Raw genomic sequence first — 15,893 nt, forward strand, 5'->3', positions numbered from 1 at the left:
GACGAACGCGAAGCTCACTCAGGGAAGCGTCAGACAACAAGGAGCGCGAGACCTCATGGTCAAACATATCGTCCCCGTCATTCAGCAACACGCGATCAGCACGCCTTACAAGAGCGCGCTCGCGGATACAAACATCGAACTCGGTTACGCCGAACTCGATAGTTTCTCCACGCGATTGGCGATGCGGCTGCGCGCGCTGGGCTGCAAGCCGCAGGACCGCGTGGTGATGCTCGCGAGCCGCCGCGCTGTTCTCGTGGCGGCGATCCTGGGCGTGTTCAAGGCGGGCTGCGTGCACGTGCCGCTGGACCCCAGCATGCCGGTGGAGCGGCTGCGCTACATCCTCAACGACATCGCGCCCTCGGTGGTGATCACCGAGGAGGAGATGGCCGACACCGTCAAGGGCTTCCTGCCCAAGCCGGCGGCGCTGCTGTTCGTCAGCGAACTCGAACGCATGGTGACGGTGGACGAGGACTCGGCGCAGCGCGACGCGCTGGTGCGGCCCACCGCGCTGCCGGAGTTCGACGAGCAGGCCACCGCGTACTGCATCTATACATCCGGCTCCACCGGCCGGCCCAAGGGCGTTCTGATCAGCCACCGCAGCCTGTTCGATTTCTTCGACGGCACCTGGCAGATCTACGACGTGACGTCCGAGTCGCGCTGCGCGAGCTTCTCGCCGCTGCACTTCGACGTCTACACCATGGACATGCTGTTCCCGCTGGCGCAGGGCGCGCACCTGCACGTGTACGACGACGTGGTGGTGCCCGACCTGCTGCTGGAGACCATCCGCGCCAACGACATCTCGCATTTCTCCGCCTGGGGAATGATGCTGGGCCTGATCGCGCAGGCGGCGGACTTCGCCACCGTGGCTTTGCCGCACCTGAAGACCATCCTGACCGGCACCGACGTGCCGGACATCAAGACGGTGCAGCGCTGGATGCGCAAGAACCCCGGCACCAGGGTGATCAACGCCTATGGCCCCACCGAGGTGACCTGCGCGTCGGTGGCGCACCTGATCACGGAAATCGAGCCCGCGCGCACCCAGCTCTACCCGATCGGCAAGCCGCTCAAGCACGTGCAGGCGCTGCTGGTGGACGACGACGGCGAGACCATCACGGCGGCCAACACGCCCGGCGAGCTGATGCTGGGCGGCAGCCAGGTGATGCAGGGCTACTGGCACCTGCCGGAGCAGACCGCGCAGCGGCTCACGCACATCGACGGCGTGCCGTTCTACCGCACCGGCGACATCTGCACGTACCTGGAGAACGGCGACATCTTCTACGCCGGGCGCAAGGACAACGAAATCAAGCTGGGTGGCTACCGCATCCACCTGAGCGAGATCCAGCGCGTCATCAACAGCGTGGCCCACGTGCACGCCTCGGAGACGGTGCTGATGGAGTCGCGCTACGGCGAGAAGCTGCTGGCGTCCGGCGTGCTGATCGACAAGGGCCAGGCGCTCGACGTGGACCGCCTGGTCGCGGAGATCAGGCAACGGCTGTCGGCGGAGCTGCCCGCCTACATGGTGCCGCGCCACATCACGATTCTCGACCAGTTTCCGCAGTTGTCGTCGGGAAAGGCAGATCGCAAAGCGCTTCTGTCTCTACTGCAATTCCGCACCAACCAGAGCAACCAAGAGGAAGTGAACTCATGAACACTGAAGCAACCGTGATCCAGATCCTGGAAGACGTGATCGGCGCCAAGCAACTGACGCCCGAGACCCGATTCCTCGACATCGGCGGCAATTCGCTCAACCTGGTCGCCGTCCTGAAGCAAGTCAAGGAAAAGACCGGCGTGACGCCCCCGCCGCGCCAGTTCTTCGACAAGACGCGCTCGACGGTTGCCGCCATCAGCGCGGAGATCGACGCGCTGCGCGCCAAGAGCGGCGCCGCGGCCACCGCGCCTGTCGCCGTCTCGGCCTGATGCCGGGCCTGCCTTTTTCCCCGCCACGCAACCCACGACATCCCGTCCATTTTTAGGAGAGCAGAAATGCAAAAGCGCTTTTACATGTCCGAAGCCGAGAAGAAGTCCTTCTACGAGAACGGCTTCGCCGGTCCCTTCACGCTGTACGAACCGGAAGAGATGACCCGCATCTGGAACGAGGTCCGCCTCGACCTGCTGGACACCACCACCGCGCCGTTCCCGGAAAGCAAGCTGAACTACGACCGGCACCTGGACATCCCGGCCCTGAACAAGATCATCAGCAGCAACGCCATCGTCGACCGGATCTCCAGCATCCTGGGCCCGGACGTGCTGAGCTGGCGCACCGAGTGGTTCCCGAAGTACCCCGGCGACGAGGGCACCGACTGGCACCAGGCGGAGAGCTTCGTCGAGTTCGAGGGCACCGAGAAGCTGGAGCCGACCGAGCCGGAAGAAGGCCGCCCCTGGGAGCTGACGGCGTGGATCGCCATGACGCCGACCAACAAGGCCAACGGCTGCCTGAAGCTGATGCCCGGCAGCCACCGCACCTGGTTCTTCGACGAGAAGAAGAACATTCCGTTCGAGCCGGAGAACAAGAACAAGCGCGTGCTGGATGACGGCGTGAAGTCGGGCTTCTACGGCTACGACTACGAGAAGCTGAAGCTCGACCCGAACTGGAAGCCCGACGAGGCGCGCGGCGTGCACATGGAGATCAACCCCGGCCAGTTCTTCATCTTCACGTCGCGCTGCATGCACGGCTCCAACCCGAACACCACCAAGGACTCGGTGCGCTTCGGCTGGGCCACGCGTTTCGTGCCGACGCACGTGAAGGTGTACTCGGGCCAGGACTCGTTCCACCACTTCGGCGAAGTGCTGCCGCTGGACCGCTACACCACCGTGCAGGTGGCTGGCGTGGACCGCTTCGGCCACAACAAGATCGTTGCGCCGATGAAGCAAGAAGCGCCGGTGGCGGCGTAAAGCAAGCGGACTGCACCGACATGGAAACGCGTGACGACCGCTGGCTCTTGTTCGGTGCAGACCGCAAGCCCGATGCCCGCATCCGGCTGTTCTGCTTTCACTACGCCGGCAGCGGCGGCGCGATGTTCGCGCCCTGGGTGGAGTTCCTTCCGCCCGAGGTCGAACTGATCGCCGTGCAGCTGCCCGGCCGTGAAAACAGGATTGCCGAACCGTTGCTGTTGGACATGGACGAAGTGGCACCGCCGATCGCGGATGCGATGGCATCGCTTTTGGATCGCCCCTACGCCATGTTCGGCCACAGCACGGGCGGGCTGATCGCCTTCGAGGTGATCAGGGTCCTGCGGCAGCGCGGGCTGCCGCAGCCCAAGCTTCTCATCGCCTCGTCGCAGAACGCGCCCGAGGTGAAACCGCCGGTGATCCGGCACACATTGTCCGACCCCGAGTTCATCGAGGTCCTTCGCGGCTGCAACGGCACGCCGGACGCGATTCTTCGCGATCCGATCCTGCTGGACTTCCTGCTGCCGCGCATCCGCGCCGATGGCGCGATTTTCGAGAATTACCGCTACGAGCGCCAGGCACCTCTGGACTGCCGCATCGTGGTGTTCCACGGGGCCGACGACCACATGGTGGACGACGACGGCCTCGCGCGCTGGGAGCGCGAGACACGCCACAGCTTCCTGCGCCACCGTTTCCCCGGCGACCACTTCTTCGTGCATTCGCAAGAGGCGTCGGTTCTTGAACACATCAACCGCGAGCTCGAGCCGCTGCTCAGCAATGCGGCCACCACCCTGATCGGATGACTGCCATGGCGCAATGGAAAAACGACGAAGAGCTGTTCGCCCTGATGCGGGCCGAACTGCAGACCTGCCCGGTGAGCGACGTGCTCGAGCAGCTCGGGTTCACCCACCCGATGCTGCCGCCGGAGATCAAGCCGCTGCGCAGCGACATGGTGATGATCGGCCGCGCCATGCCGGTGCAGGACGAGCCGCCGGTGCCGCACGGGGGCCTGAAGCGCTACGACAACAAGCCGTTCGGCCTGCTGTTCGACTCGGTGGATTCACTGCGCCCGGGCGAGGTCTACATCGTCAGCGGCGGCATGGTGGGCGCGGCCCGCATGGGCGACCTGCTGTGCCTGCGCGCGGCGAAGCTGGGCGCCGCGGGCGTGGTGGTGAACGCCCACATGCGCGACGTCGGCCCGGTGCTGCAGCAGAACTTCCCGGCGTTTGCCCACGGCTCGCATGCCTACGGCCTGCAGGGCCGCCACAACGTGGTGGACTACCGCTGCTCGATCAAGGTCGGCGAGGTGCGCGTGCGCCCGGGCGACCTGATCTTCGGCGACGGCGACGGCGTGTGCGTCATCCCGCGCGAAGTGGAAGAGGAAGCCATCAACCGCGCGATCAGCAAGGCCAGGCTGGAACGCAAGGTGCGCTCCGACATCCTGGAAGGCCTGGGCGTGGTCGAGGCGTTCAACAAATACAAAGTCATGTAAGGGGGCAGGGAACCCATGAAAACCGATTCGCCCTGGTTGATCGTCCACGAAGGCAAGGGCGAACCGCGGTTGCGCCTGTTCTGCTTCCACTACGCGGGCGCGACGGCGGCGGCCTTCCGCACCTGGCGCGACAGCCTGCCCGACTGGGTGGAACTGATCGCGGTGCAGCTGCCCGGGCGCGACTACCGCATGGACGAGCCGCTGATCGACGACGCCGAGCCGATCGTGGCGGAGCTGGCGAAGATCCTGCCGCCGCTGCTGGACCGGCCCTACGTGTTCTTCGGCCACAGCATGGGCGCGCTGATCTCGCGCGACCTGGCGCACAGCCTGCGCGCGCAGGGACTGCCCGAGCCCGACCTGTTCATCGCCTCGGGCCGCAGCGCGCCGCGGTTTCGCTGGCTCGACGCCGGCGCCCAGGCGCTGCCCGACGATGCGTTCATCGAAACGGTGCGCGACTACAACGGAACGCCCGAGGAACTGATCACCGAGCCGGCCCTGCGCGAGCTGTGGATGCCGCGGCTGCGCGCCGACCTGACCGTCTCGGCCATGCACCGCTACATCGAGCAGCCGCCCCTGGCCTGTCCGATGCTGGTGCTGCACGGCACCGTGGACCGCCTGGTGACCGCCGCCGGCCTGGCCGGCTGGGCCGCCGAAACCACCGGACCGGTGCGCTACGTGCGCTATCCCGGCAACCACTTCTTCCTGCACAGCGAGGAGAAGGCGCTGCTGGCCGACCTGAGCGAGGAGCTGCGGCGGCTCGCGGCGGGCGAGCGGATGCAACGACAACCCCTACGGCACGACACGGAGTCCGCGACCCGCGGCACCGCGGGCGCGCTATCACTTTGAGGCTCTGCAACCAATGAAAACCGAAACTTCGCGCACGCGCGTGGCCATCCTGGGCTCGGGCAGCATCGGCATCGACCTGATGTTCAAGGTCAAGACCACCGACACGCTGGAGCTGGCCTTCGTGGTGGGGCGCAGCGGCAAGAGCGACGGCCTGCGGCTTGCACGCGACTGCAACGTCGAGACCTCCAGCGGCGGCCTGGATTTCCTCAAGGAAAACGCCGACGCCTACGACCTGGTGTTCGACGCCACCTCGGCGGCGGCGCACAAGCTGCACAACCCCTACTTCGCGCAGGCCGGCAAGTTCGCCATCGACCTCACGCCGGCCAAGCTGGGCCGCCTGTGCGTGCCCTGCATCAACCTGCCGGAGTCCGACAGCGCGCAGAACGTGAACATGATCACCTGCGGCGGCCAGGCCAGCCTGCCGCTGGCCTATGCGCTCAGCCAGGCGGTCGAGGAGATCGACTACCTGGAGGTGGTGTCCGCCATCGCCTCCAAGAGCGCGGGCATGGCCACGCGGGAAAACATCAACGAGTACATCACCACCACCGAGTACGCGCTGGCCAGCTTCACGGGCGCCAAGAAGACCAAGGCGATCCTGAACATCAACCCGGCCGAGCCCGGCATCCAGATGCAGACCACGCTGTACGCGCACGCCCGCTACCAGGATTTCGGCAAGGTGCGCGCGCGCATCACCGCCATGGTGGACGAGGTGCGCAAGTACGTGCCGGGCTACCAGCTGGTGGTGCAGCCGATCGAGAGCCAGGGCCGCATCCAGGTCGGCCTGACGGTGCGCGGCCGCGGCGACTACCTGCCCGAATACGCGGGCAACCTCGACATCATCAACTGCGCGGCGATCGCGGTGGCCGAGCACCAGCACGCCACCAGCCGCGCAGCCGACGTCGCGCAGTAGCGGGCGCCGCGCACGGGCACCTGGCGCCGCGCGCAGCACGTGCCCTTCCACCGCAACCAATATCCCAGGGAGTTCCAAAATGATTCTGATCAGTGATGCCACGCTGCGCGACGGCAACCATGCCATCCGCCACCAACTCACCGCCTCGCAGATCTACGAGTACGCGCGCGCCGCCGACGAGGCCGGCATCGACGTCATCGAGGTCGGCCACGGCAACGGCCTGGGCGGCTCGTCCTGCCTGCTCGGCCAGACACCCATCTGCGACCGCACCATGCTGGAGACGGCGCGCGAAGGCCTGACAAGGAGCAAGCTGGGCGTGCACTTCATTCCCGGTTTGGGCAAGTCCTCGGACATCACCCTGGCGCTGGAAGCCGGCGTGGACGTGGTGCGCGTGGCCACCCACTGCACCGAGGCCAACGTGTCGGCGCGCTTCATCGAGCAGGTGCGCCTGGCCGGCAAGACCGCCTACGGCGTGCTGATGATGTCGCACATGGCGCCGCCCGACGTGCTGCTGGCGCAGGCGCGGCTGATGGAGAGCTACGGGGCGGAAGCCGTGATCCTGATGGACAGCGCCGGCTATTCCACGCCCTCGCTGGTCAAGAGCAAGGTCGGCCGGCTGGTCAACGGGCTGGAAACCAAGGTCGGCTTCCACGCGCACAACAACCTGGGCCTGGCCGTGGCCAACAGCCTGGTGGCGCTGGAGCAGGGCGCGGTGATCATCGACGCCTGCCTGAAGGGCTTCGGCGCGGGCGCCGGCAACACGCAGCTGGAGACGCTGGTGGCGGTGATGGAGCGCGAGGGCTACAAGGTCGCCACCTCGTTCGAGCGCGTGATCGAGCTGGCGCGCCGCACCGAAGCCTTCCTCACGCCGAAGACGCCGCACATCGCGGGCGCCAACATCGCCAGCGGCCTGTTCGGCCTGTTCTCGGGCTACGTGCCGCACATCCAGAAGGCGGCGCAGGAGTTCGACGTCAACGAATTCGAGCTGTATGCGCGGCTGGCCAAGCGCAAGCTGGTGGCCGGCCAGGAGGACATCATCACCGAGGAAGCCAGCCGGCTCGCACGCGCGCGCGACACGCAGCGCGCGGTGGGAAAGCTCGAAGCGGCCGCTTGACAACAAACGAGAACGGGGAGTTGCCATGTCCGGTTTGAACGACAAGGGGTTCGGCGCCTGGGAAGGCGTCGAGCGCGAGGTGCTGACGCCGCAGATCGAGCGCCAGATGGTGTGGGGCGAGGGGTTGATGATGGCCAAGCTGTTCCTGAAGAAGGGCGCCTTCGTCGGCACCCACAGCCACCCGAACGAGCAGTTCACCACCATCCTGGAAGGCCGGCTGCTGTTTCGCTACGGCGAGAACCTGGAGCACGAGGCCGAGGTCGGCCCCGGTGACATCCTGCACCTGCCGGCCAACATCCCGCACAACGCGCTGTGCCTGGAGGACTGCGTCGACCTGGACGTGTTCACCCCGCCGCGCGCCGACTGGCTGGCGCCGGACGGGGCGCGCTACTTCTCCGGCGCCGCGCAGCAGGCGCAGCAAGCCCAGGACGTGCGCCGCTAGGCGCGCCCGACAGTCCGGAAAGCCATGCCGCATGCAAGATGCCCTGATCAAGATGGCGTTCTACGTCTCCCTGGTGCTGGTCTGCCCGGGGCCGACCAACACGCTGCTGCTGTCTTCCGGACTGAAGGTCGGCTGGCGCGCGACGCTGCCGCTGGTGCTGGCCGAAGCCGCGGGCTACGCGGTGTCGATCTCGCTGTGGGGCCTGGCCCTGCTGTCGTTCGCCACCACCCGGCCGTGGCTGATGGACGCCATCAAGCTGGCGAGTTCGGCCTACATCCTGTGGCTGGGCATCAAGATGTGGGTGACCAGCCGCACGCTGCACACCGACGAGAGCGGCCCGGTGAGCTTTCGCGACGTGTTCATCGCCACGCTGATGAACCCCAAGGCGCTGCTGTTCGCCAGCACCATGTTTCCGCTGGAGGCCTTCCAGTCGGTGGGCTACCTGGGGCGCGCGCTGCTGGTGTTCATGATCGTGGTGGCGCCCATCGGCATCGGCTGGTCGAGCCTGGGCAGCCTGCTCACCTCGCAGCGGTCGCTGGCGGCGCACACCTCCACTTTCCTGCGGCTGGCATCGCTGGTGCTGCTCACGTTCTCGGGTTCGCTGGCGTATTCCGTCCTGGCGCACTGACCACATTCCGTACGCAGCACCGTCGCCATCCAAAATTTCATCTTTTCGCGAGAACGCAATGCCAAGCAACTGGACAGAAAGCGCGCTGACAAGCGCATTCGCGCGGCCGCAGCCCGACGCGGTCACGCAGCAGTTCAAGAAAGCGATGCGTCGGCTGACCGGCACCGTTACCATCATTGCCGCGCAGGAGCATTCGCTGCGCTACGGCATGCTGGTGACGGCGGTCAACGCCGTGTGCATGGAGCCGCCGGCCATCCTGGTGTGCGTGAACCGCAACGCCTCCATCCACGAGCCGCTGACGCGCACCGGCCGCTTCTCGGTCAACCTGCTGGAGGAGACCCAGCACGGCCTGGTGCTGCCGTTCAGCAGCAAGATCGGCCACGAGGAGCGCTTCGGGCACGGCGACTGGGACGAGATCGGCGGGCTGCCGGTGCTGCGTGGCGCGCAGGCCACGCTGTTCTGCAGCATCGACAGCGTGCTCAGCTATGGAAGTCACGATATCGTGGTGGGCCACGTCGAAGGCGTCGACTGCGCCGAGGCCGTGTCGCCGCTTCTCTGGCAGGACGGGCGGCCCACCGCCTCCCGGCTGCTGCACGCCTGAGCGCGGCATTCGTTCAACTGGAATTCAAAGGGAGACATTGCCATGCAGAAAAAACGCATCCACTTCGGCGTGCTGATCCAGGGCCACGGCGCCAACATGAATGCCTGGAGGCACCCGAGCGTGCCGGCCGACGCCAGCATCAACTTCGATTTCTACGTGGACCGCGCGCGCAAGGCGGAATCCGGCGGCATCGCGTTCGCCTTCATCGCGGACGGCCTGTTCATCCACGAGAGCTCGATGCCTCACTTCCTGAACCGCTTCGAGCCGATGATGCTGCTGTCGGCGCTGGCGCCGCTCACCAGCAAGATCGGCCTGGTCGGCACCATGTCCACCTCGTTCAGCGAGCCGTTCACCGTGGCGCGGCAGTTCGCCGCGCTGGACATCATCAGCAAGGGCCGCGCCGGCTGGAACGTGGTGACCTCGTCGCTGGAAGGCTCGGGGCGAAACTACAACCGCGGCTATCCCGACCACGAGCTGCGCTACGAGATCGGCCAGGAGCACGTGGAAGCCGTCAAGGGCCTGTGGGACAGCTGGGACGAGGACGCGTTCGTGCGCGACCGCGAAACCGGCCAGTTCATGGACCCGGCCAAGATGCACCGGCTCAACTACAAGGGCCGCTTCTTCTCGGTGGAAGGGCCGCTCAACAGCCAGCGCCCGACGCAGGGCCACCCGGTGATCTTCCACGCCGGCTCGTCTGCCGACGGCATCCTGATGGGCGCCATGCACGGCGACTGCATCTTCACCAACGGCGGCACCATGGAGGAGACGCAGGGCTTCTACAGCAAGCTGAAGGCGGCGGTGGCCGCCCAGGGCCGCAACCCCGACGACGTGAAGATCTTCCCGGGCATCGGCCCGATCGTCGGTGCCACGGAAGAGAAGGCGCACGAGCGCTACCTGGAAGTGCGCAACCTGCTGGGCCCCAAAGAAGCTCTGGCATTCATCGGCCACTTCTTCCAGGGACACGACTTCAGCAAGTACGACCCCGATGCGCCGTTCCCCGACCTGGGCGACCTGGGCGCCAACGGCTTCCAGTCGGTCACCGAGAACATCCGCCGGCTCGCGAAGGAAAAGAACATGACGCTGCTGGAAGTTGCGTACGAGTGCGCGACACGCCGCACGAATATCGGTACATCGGAGGCTTTCATCGGGACTCCCGACAAGATCGCCGACGAAATGATCCGCTGGGTGGAAGAGGGCGCCGCCGACGGCTTCATGCTCGGGCTGCCGGTGAACGGCTTCGGCCTGGACGATTTTGTGGATCAGGTGCTACCGGTGCTGGCCGAGCGCGGCTACCATGACATGGTTTTGCGCGGCAATACGCTGCGCGAGAACCTGGGATTGCCGTCACCAGAAAGCCGCTACCTACCCGTGGCGGAAGCAGAGACGGTCTAGCCACTCCACAAGGGAAGCTTCACCATGAGCAGCGCCTCCGTCGATACGAACTACATCTTGATCATCGGCGGGGAATTCCCGCTGCGCGAGCGCGTGCTCGGGGGCGCGCTGCGCGCCGGCGGGGGCATGCCAGTCTTCGTGCTGGCCAAGACGCGGCTGGCGACGACCATCAAGTTCTTCGACGGCTACATCACGGGCGACCTCACCGATCCCGAAGGCGTGCTGGCCGCGGTGCTGGAGCACCGCGCGCGCACCGGCGCCCAGCCGGCCGCGGTGGTGCCGGTGAACGACTTCGCCATGCGCAGCGCGCTGGCCGTGGCCCAGCACTTCGGGCTGCCGCACAACTCGCCGCAGGCGGTGGAGTGCTGCCGCGACAAGTTCGCGATGAAGGAAGTCCTTGCCGCCGCCGGCCTGCCGGTGCCGAAGTTCGGCGCCTTCAGCACGCTGGCCGAGCTGCAGGCGCTGGCCGGGCGCATCGGCTTTCCGCTGGTGATCAAGCCGCGCCAGCTGACCGGCAGCGTGGGCGTGATCAAGGTCGCGCATGCCGGCGCGCTGGCCGATGCCTGGCGCCAGTGCCTCGCGGACATCGATTCCCTGGGCGGCGCGTTCAAGGAGCCGGTGGACCTGTTCCAGGCCGAGGAGTACATCCCGGCGCAGTCGGAGGTCAGCGTCGAGGTGTTCAACCACGGCGACCTGCACCGGGTGCTGGCGGTGACCGACAAGTACCTGGGCGAGGAGCCGCACTTCGTGGAAACCGGCCACACCGTGCCCTCGATTTACCAGGACCACCAGGAACTGCGCGAGATCGCCGAGAAGTCCTGCGCGGCGCTGGGCATCACCGTGGGCATGGGCCACTTCGAGGCGCGCATCCGGCCGGACGGCCAGATCCGCATCGTCGAGGTCGCGGCGCGCACCGGCGGCGACTGCATCATGGACCTGGTGGAGCACTGCTTCGGCATCAATCCTTACGAGCTGCACGCGGCCTCGTGCCTGGGCAACATGCCGAGCCTGCCCGAGCGGCTGGAGCCGCGCGGCTTGGGCGCCATCGCCTTCCTGAAGGCCGACGAAGGCATCGTCGACGCGGTTCGGCTGCCCGAGTTCCTGCCGTACGAGGTGGTCAACATGCAGGTGTCGGCCAGGCCCGGCGACGTGTCGCATCCGCTGAATTCGTGGCACGACCGCGAGGGGTCGGTTGAATTCTTCTGGCCGGGCCGCAAGGCCGAGCGCGGTTTCGACGAACACCTGCGCATGGCCGAACGCTTCAGCCGGGAGATCGTGCGCGTGCGCGCCGCGCAGCCAGCCTGAACGCCATTTGGCGGGTGGCTGGTTCGAGAGAAGAAGGGGAGAAGAACAGATGATGCAATCCAGCCACCAGACATCCGCAGCCGGGCAGGCCGTTCCCGGCGATCCGCAGGTCGAATTCGTTGCCGTGGACGACGCGCGCACGCGCGAAGCCGCACGGCACCTGCTCACGGAATACCTGGAATGGATCGGCCACGCCGCCTCCAGCAACTACGGCCTGGACTTCGAGATCTCCGCGATGGTGGAGTCCGACCTGGCCGACCCGGTGAAGTTCTTTCCGCCGCTGGGCCGCTTCTACGTGGTGCGCCATGCTGGCGAGTTCGTCGGCGTGGGCTGCCTGAAGCAGCTGACGCCGACCATCGGCGAAGTGCAGCGCATGTACATCCAGCCGCGCGCGCGCGGCTTGGGCGCCGGGCGGCTGCTGGTGGAGCGGCTGCTCGCCGACGCGCGCGCCATCGGCTACACGGCGGTGCGGCTGGAAAGCCTGAAGGTGCTGTCGGCCGCGCATGCGCTGTACCGCTCGGTCGGCTTCAGGGACATCGCGCCGTATGCGGAAAACAGCATGAAGGACTACCAGGCGGTGGACAAGCTGGACACCTACCGCTCCAGCGCGCTGTTCATGGAGCTGCGCCTGTGAAGCAGGGCGCGTAGGAAAAGAACAACCCGCACGCGCACCGGTCCGCGCGGGGACGGCGGATGGGAGAAGGCGGGTGCGGGCGGAGGGTCACGAGCCGTTCGTCGCGTGCCCAATCCGCGAAGCAAGGGAGCCAAGGAGAAATAACGTGTCACACAACGTACGCGACCAGGAGCGCGCGCTGAACAGCGCGCTGCGCAGGGAGAAACGGGGGGCATTGACCGAACCGACGATCTTCATTCCCCGCAATGAGACCTCGCAGACCGCCGCGCTGCGGCGGCTGGACCAGCTGAAGTCGGGCGCCACGCGCGTCCACGACATCTACGAAGAGGTGCTGCTGGAACTGCTGCTGGCCGACAAGCCGCAGCTGAAGTCCGCGCCCGACCGGGTGATGGAGGAGTTCCGCAATTTCCGCAACAGCTACGCCAACGGCGCGCCCGAGGAGCTGGCCGGCAGCTGGGTGCTGTACGACAACGGCGCGCTGGTGCACCTGCTGCATTCGGACGACCACTACCGCCTGCGCACCTCGCGCAACATCGGCCTGTTCACGCGCGAAGAGCAGGCCCTGTTCTGCAAGTCCCGCGTCGCGGTGTGCGGCTTGAGCGTCGGCGGAGCGTGTGTCACCACGCTGTCGGCCGAGGGCGTGCGCAGCTTCTTCATCACCGACTTCGACCAGCTGGCGCTGTCCAACCTGAACCGCGTGTCGTCCTCGCTGATGAACATCGGCGTGGACAAGACCGACATCGTGGCGCAGAAGGTCTGGGACGTGGACCCGTTCGCCCGGGTGGACGCCGAGCCGCGCGGCTTCAACAAGGACAGCATGGCGCGCATGTTCGATCCGAAGAACATGCCCGACGTGGTGGTCGATGCGGTGGACAGCATGCAGGCCAAGATCGAGATGCGGCAGGCTTGCCGCGAGCACGGCGTGCCGCTGGTGTGGCTGATCGACATGGGCGACGGCGTTGTGCAGATCGGCACCGAGCGCTACGACCTGGACCGCAACTACCCGCCGTTCCACGGCCAGCTGGACAAGATGCGCGAGCGCATGGGCCGTGAGCTGAGCTTCGCCGAATCGCTGCTGGCGATCTTCAACAACGACCGCCTGCCCTCGCGCATGGCCGACTCGTTCGTGAAGGCGTGCAGCAACCAGGGCGCCGGCATCTCGCAGCTGGCCGGCACCGTGTCCATCTGCGCGGGCGCCATCGCCCGCACGGTGCGCAAGGTGCTGCTGAAGGAACGCGTGGTACCGGAGTTCTTCATCGACGTGGACGAGAAGGCAGACCCGGACTACGCGCGCAACCGCGCCAATGACCAGGAAGAAACCTACCGCATCCTGCGCGGGATGGGCATGCGCAGCTAGGCGCCTCTTCAGACGCGAGAGAACTGCCTTCTGTAGGCGGTCGGCGAGGTCTTGAACGCGGCGCCGAAGTGCTGGCGCAGCGACACGGCCGAACCGAAGCCCGCGTCTTCAGCCACGATCTCGATCGGGCGGCGGGTGGTCTCCAGCAGGCGCTGCGCCAGCGCGAGGCGCTGGTCCTGCAGCCACTGGCCCACCGTGGTGCCGGTGGCGTCGCGAAACCGCCGCGTGAAGGTGCGGCGGCTCATCAGGGCGCGCTGGGCCAGGTCGTCCAGCTGGTGCGGCTGGTTCAGGTGCTTGCGCAGCCACTCCAGCAGCGGCGTAAGCGGGTCCGACTCGGGCGCCGCGCGCACCGGCTGCTCGATGTACTGCGCCTGCCCGCCCTGGCGGTGCGGCGCCACCACCATGCGCCGCGCGGCGCGGTTGGCCGCTTCCGCGCCATGGCGGATGCGCAGCAGATGCAGGCAGCAGTCGATACCGGCGGCGGTGCCGGCAGAGGTCAGCACGTCGCCGTTGTCCACGTACAGCACCTCGGGCCGCAGCTGCACCTTGGGAAAGCGCTCGGCGAAGCACGGGACCACGTACCAGTGCGTGGTGGCGGGGCGGCCGTCCAGCAGGCCGGCTTCGGCCAGCACGAAGGCGCCCAGGCACAGGCCGACGATGATGGCGCCGCGCCGGTGCGCCGCGCGCAGCGCGGCGAGCAGGGCCGGCGGCACCGGACCCGTGGTGTCCCGCCATGAGGGAACGATGACGATGTTGGCGTGCCGCAATGCCGACAGCCCGTGCGTGGCCTGGATGCTGAAGCCGGCGTTGGTGGACAGCGGCCCCGGCTCCATGGCGCAGACCACCAGCCGAAAGCGCGGCGCACCGGTTTCGGTGCGGTCCTCGCCGAACACGATGCAGGGCACCGACAGGTGGAAGGGGCTGATGCCGTCGAACGCCACCACGGCGATGGTGTCGGGCACGGACGGGTGCCTGGAAGGGCGGGGAATGGTGGATCGGGTGGAACGCGGCATGGCCCGATTCTATCGATGAATGGCATCCAGGCCACTTTCGTAAAACGTGCGTGCGGCCAACAATCCAGCCATCGCAACCGCAACACCCAAGGAGCTTTCCATGCCGTCCTCTCCCATCCGCCGCGCCCTCGTCGTCATCGACGTGCAGAACGAGTACTTCGAAGGCGGCGGCCTGCCGATCGCCTATCCCCCCGTGGAAGAGACGCTGCCGAACATCGGCCGCGCCATGGACGCGGCGCGCGCCGCCGGCGTACCGGTGGTGGCCGTGCGGCACCATGCGCCCAAGGGCGCGCCGCTATTCCAGGCCGACACGCACAACGGCCAGCTGCATTCCGACATCGCGCAGCGGCCGCACGACCACCTGGTCACCAAGACCTTCCCTAGCGTGTTCACCGGCACCGACTTCGGGGACTGGCTGCAGAAGAACGAGATCGACACGCTCACCGTCGCCGGCTACATGACGCACAACTGCGACGCCTCCACCGTGTTCGAAGCCATGCACCGCGGCCTGACAGTGGAGTTCCTGGGCGACGCCAGCGGCGCGCTGCCGTACGCCAACGCGGCCGGCTACGCCAGCGCCGAGGAGATCCACCGCGTGTTCAGCGTGGTGTTCCACAGCAACTTCGCGGCCGTGGCCAGCACGGCCGACTGGATCGCGGCGCTGAAGACCGGCGAGGCGCTGCCCAAGGACAACGTGCTGGCATCCAACCAGCGCGGCCGCGCGCAGGCCGCGGGCTGACCACGGGTGCATCCGGGCCTGCTATAACCCGCGCGTGACCACCGCGCGCGCATTGCAGCTCTGGAAGCCGGACAGCCTGCCCGGCGTGACGCTGCTGCGCGCGGACGGCATGGCGCAGACCTTCGCGCGGCACACGCACGACGACTACGCGCTGGGCGTCATCACGCGCGGCGCGCTGGGCTTCGACTACCTGCGCGGCAGCGAGGTCGCCGCTGCGGGCGAGATCAACCTGGTGGTGCCGGGCGAGCCGCACTCCGGCCGGCCCGCGCAGGGCGACAGCTGGGGCTACCGCATGTTCTACGTGGATGCGGCGGTGGTCCGCCAGGCCTTGCCGCCGGGCCAGGTGGAAGCCGCGTTCGACCGCGGCGTGCTGCGCGATCGCGCGCTGGCCGGCGCCATTGTGCGGCTGCACCGGGACGTGGAGGACGCGGGCGTCGCGTCGCCGCTGGAGGCGCAGTCGCGCCTGCTGGCGCTGCTGGCGCACTGGGTGCGGCGGCATGCGCAGGCCGACCGGCATGCGGCGCGCACGCC

Annotated in this window: 18 protein-coding genes; 17 read left to right on the forward strand and 1 reads right to left on the reverse strand. The window is 67.3% G+C overall.

The window, feature by feature from the left end; translation table 11 throughout:
• Window positions 1–55 precede the first annotated feature (55 nt).
• The 15 genes from H0U68_RS16300 to H0U68_RS16370 all read left to right on the forward strand — a co-directional run bounded on the left by H0U68_RS16300 (window position 56) and on the right by H0U68_RS16370 (window position 13,610).
• A complete protein-coding gene (locus H0U68_RS16300; protein WP_296357442.1) occupies window positions 56–1,648 on the forward strand; it encodes an amino acid adenylation domain-containing protein in 1,593 nt (530 codons plus the stop codon).
• Entirely contained in the window at window positions 1,645–1,917 is a 273-nt protein-coding gene (locus H0U68_RS16305; protein WP_296357444.1) for an acyl carrier protein, read from the forward strand. The genes H0U68_RS16300 and H0U68_RS16305 overlap by 4 nt, the downstream gene beginning before the upstream one ends.
• 66 nt (window positions 1,918–1,983) lie before the next feature.
• Window positions 1,984–2,892, forward strand: a complete 909-nt coding sequence (locus tag H0U68_RS16310; protein WP_296357446.1) for a chlorinating enzyme — start codon at window positions 1,984–1,986, stop codon at window positions 2,890–2,892.
• Between the two features lie 20 nt (window positions 2,893–2,912).
• Complete coding sequence (locus tag H0U68_RS16315) at window positions 2,913–3,692, forward strand: alpha/beta fold hydrolase (protein ID WP_296357448.1); 780 nt, start codon at window positions 2,913–2,915, stop codon at window positions 3,690–3,692.
• A 5-nt stretch (window positions 3,693–3,697) separates the two neighbouring features.
• Window positions 3,698–4,381, forward strand: coding sequence for an RraA family protein (locus H0U68_RS16320; RefSeq protein ID WP_296357450.1), 684 nt, complete (start codon window positions 3,698–3,700; stop codon window positions 4,379–4,381).
• 15 nt (window positions 4,382–4,396) lie between these two features.
• Window positions 4,397–5,227, forward strand: coding sequence for an alpha/beta fold hydrolase (locus H0U68_RS16325; protein WP_296357451.1), 831 nt, complete (start codon window positions 4,397–4,399; stop codon window positions 5,225–5,227).
• Window positions 5,228–5,240: 13 nt separating this feature from the next.
• Complete coding sequence (locus H0U68_RS16330; protein ID WP_296357453.1) at window positions 5,241–6,137, forward strand: acetaldehyde dehydrogenase (acetylating); 897 nt, start codon at window positions 5,241–5,243, stop codon at window positions 6,135–6,137.
• A gap of 79 nt (window positions 6,138–6,216) precedes the next feature.
• Complete coding sequence (gene dmpG, locus H0U68_RS16335; RefSeq protein ID WP_296357455.1) at window positions 6,217–7,251, forward strand: 4-hydroxy-2-oxovalerate aldolase; 1,035 nt, start codon at window positions 6,217–6,219, stop codon at window positions 7,249–7,251.
• Window positions 7,252–7,276: 25 nt separating this feature from the next.
• On the forward strand, window positions 7,277–7,693 hold the full coding sequence (locus H0U68_RS16340; RefSeq protein ID WP_296357458.1) for a cupin domain-containing protein: 417 nt from the start codon (window positions 7,277–7,279) through the stop codon (window positions 7,691–7,693).
• A 31-nt stretch (window positions 7,694–7,724) separates the two neighbouring features.
• Window positions 7,725–8,321 (forward strand): LysE family translocator, encoded by a 597-nt coding sequence (locus tag H0U68_RS16345; RefSeq protein ID WP_296357460.1) that lies wholly within the window; start codon window positions 7,725–7,727, stop codon window positions 8,319–8,321.
• 58 nt (window positions 8,322–8,379) lie between these two features.
• Window positions 8,380–8,922, forward strand: coding sequence for a flavin reductase family protein (locus H0U68_RS16350; RefSeq protein ID WP_296357462.1), 543 nt, complete (start codon window positions 8,380–8,382; stop codon window positions 8,920–8,922).
• A 42-nt stretch (window positions 8,923–8,964) separates the two neighbouring features.
• On the forward strand, window positions 8,965–10,314 hold the full coding sequence (locus H0U68_RS16355; protein WP_296357464.1) for an LLM class flavin-dependent oxidoreductase: 1,350 nt from the start codon (window positions 8,965–8,967) through the stop codon (window positions 10,312–10,314).
• A gap of 24 nt (window positions 10,315–10,338) precedes the next feature.
• Window positions 10,339–11,619, forward strand: a complete 1,281-nt coding sequence (locus tag H0U68_RS16360; RefSeq protein WP_296357466.1) for an ATP-grasp domain-containing protein — start codon at window positions 10,339–10,341, stop codon at window positions 11,617–11,619.
• A gap of 49 nt (window positions 11,620–11,668) precedes the next feature.
• On the forward strand, window positions 11,669–12,253 hold the full coding sequence (locus tag H0U68_RS16365; protein ID WP_296357467.1) for a GNAT family N-acetyltransferase: 585 nt from the start codon (window positions 11,669–11,671) through the stop codon (window positions 12,251–12,253).
• A gap of 145 nt (window positions 12,254–12,398) precedes the next feature.
• Window positions 12,399–13,610, forward strand: coding sequence for a ThiF family adenylyltransferase (locus H0U68_RS16370; RefSeq protein WP_296357469.1), 1,212 nt, complete (start codon window positions 12,399–12,401; stop codon window positions 13,608–13,610).
• An 8-nt stretch (window positions 13,611–13,618) separates the two neighbouring features.
• On the opposite strand, the gene H0U68_RS16375 is transcribed toward H0U68_RS16370, so the two are convergent.
• The gene (locus H0U68_RS16375) at window positions 13,619–14,623 is read right to left on the reverse strand and encodes a helix-turn-helix domain-containing protein (protein WP_296357471.1); all 1,005 of its coding nucleotides are present in this window, start codon (window positions 14,621–14,623) and stop codon (window positions 13,619–13,621) included.
• 100 nt (window positions 14,624–14,723) lie between these two features.
• Here H0U68_RS16375 and H0U68_RS16380 point away from each other — a divergent pair, with 100 nt between their 5' ends.
• Together H0U68_RS16380 and H0U68_RS16385 are read left to right on the forward strand one after the other, a co-directional pair.
• Window positions 14,724–15,362 (forward strand): cysteine hydrolase family protein, encoded by a 639-nt coding sequence (locus H0U68_RS16380; RefSeq protein WP_296357474.1) that lies wholly within the window; start codon window positions 14,724–14,726, stop codon window positions 15,360–15,362.
• A 34-nt stretch (window positions 15,363–15,396) separates the two neighbouring features.
• A partial coding sequence (locus tag H0U68_RS16385) for an AraC family ligand binding domain-containing protein (RefSeq protein WP_296357475.1) occupies window positions 15,397–15,893 on the forward strand: 497 nt, incomplete at its 3' end.

Source organism: Ramlibacter sp. (assembly GCF_013697775.1).
In the GTDB taxonomy this organism is placed as follows: Bacteria; Pseudomonadota; Gammaproteobacteria; order Burkholderiales; family Burkholderiaceae_C; genus Ramlibacter.